Genomic DNA, 1,527 nt, shown 5'->3' on the forward strand with positions numbered 1-1,527 from the left:
ACATAAGCGCGAGACCGCAGGTCGACTCAACGCCGGCTATTTTGACGGCAAACTGGTGCTGATGGGCGGCGGAGGAGCCTGGTCCAGAAACTTCTCACTGAGCCGACAAGAGACCCTCGCCGTGGCCCAACAGGCACACCATGTGCTGGTCCTTCCTACGACCTATGACCTGCCCCCAGCGGGTCTCGACAACGTAACGTATTTCTCGCGAGACAGGTTTTCCAGCCTCAAGGCAGTCCATGAAAGCTTGTTCTGTCACGACATGGCGTTCTTTACCGATATTAAAGTGCGCGAACCCAGCGAGCGAGCGTGGAAGCTATTCGCCATGAGAAATGACCGCGAAGGTCATGGTTACGGTCAACATTTTCACCTAAACTTCGATGTTAGCATGTTAGGGGACGGAGATTACCGGTTCGTGGACCCGTTCTTCAATATAATTAACAATTTTAAAGTTATATCGACGGACCGAATGCACATCGCGATCGCGGCTGGGATGCTAGGACTCCAGGTTAATCTAGTACCCGGGAACTATCCGAAGAGTAGCGACGTATACCGATCATCGATTCAGGATGCTTATTCGAATGTCCGCCTGAAATCAATCGAGGACGTCCTGCGCTGGCACGAAGGTAAGTAACATTCGATGGTCAGGTCGAAACTTAGGCACCGGAAAACCTCCACTTTCAAAAATTCTTTATACCCTTCGACAGTCATTCACAGCTGGATTGGTCGAGCTTGACACCGTCGCCTAAGGGAGGACAATACGACGAGGAACATGACCGCGAAGTATTGACCTCCTGCGCTTTTCCTGATCGACGCTCCTAGCCCATCCTGCTGGAGCGCCTGGCGTGACCCCCTAATTTCGGTCCACGAGTTATGTGAGTTGCACTAGCGCCCGCGTCTCCGGGCAGGAAAACTGGTGTGACCATGACAAGCAAGAGAAGACGCCATAACCCGGAACAGATCATCCGGAAGCTCCAAGACGCTGAGAAGCTCCAGGCCCAAGGCCACGACGTGGCTGCCTTCGCCCGCGAGCTCGGAGTCTCCGAGGCCACCTACTACCGGTGGAAGAATCAATACGGGGGGCTCAAGGCAGAGGATGCAAAGCGCCTGAAGGAGTTGGAGAAGCAGAATGACCGGCTCAAACGGCTGCTGGCTGATGCCGAGTTGGAGAAGGCCGCGCTGAAGGAGCTGGCGGAGGGAAACTTCTAAGCCCGGACCGGCGCCGCGCTGCTGCGCGAGACCTGATGGCCACCCTGGGCATCAGTGAACGCAGCGCCACCGCGTTGGCCGGGCTTGCCCGATCCGCCTTCGGCCGGGCACTAAAGTCCGAGAATGCTGGTGATCCTGATGCTGGGCTGGGGGCCTGGCTACGGGCTTATGCAAAGAAGCACCCGCGCTGGGGTTATCGGCGGGCCTACTATGACGCCCGGGCCGAGGGCTGGGTGGTCAATCACAAGAAGGTCCAGCGACTCTGGCGCGAGGAAGGGTTGCGTGTTCCGGTGAAGCGCCGAGGCAAACGCGTCGGAT

The 1,527-nt window shown here is 57.0% G+C and carries 1 protein-coding gene and 1 pseudogene; both read left to right on the forward strand.

Going from position 1 to position 1,527, the window contains the following annotated elements; all coding sequences use genetic code 11:
- On the forward strand, positions 1 to 634 hold a 634-nt coding region (locus TX78_RS05465; RefSeq protein WP_158644302.1), incomplete at its 5' end, for a hypothetical protein.
- A 290-nt stretch (positions 635 to 924) separates the two neighbouring features.
- Positions 925 to 1,527: pseudogene (locus TX78_RS13145) on the forward strand (transposase); the annotation flags it as partial.

Origin of the sequence: Nesterenkonia massiliensis (assembly GCF_000455245.1) — a bacterium.
Lineage (GTDB): Bacteria > Actinomycetota > Actinomycetes > Actinomycetales > Micrococcaceae > Nesterenkonia > Nesterenkonia rhizosphaerae.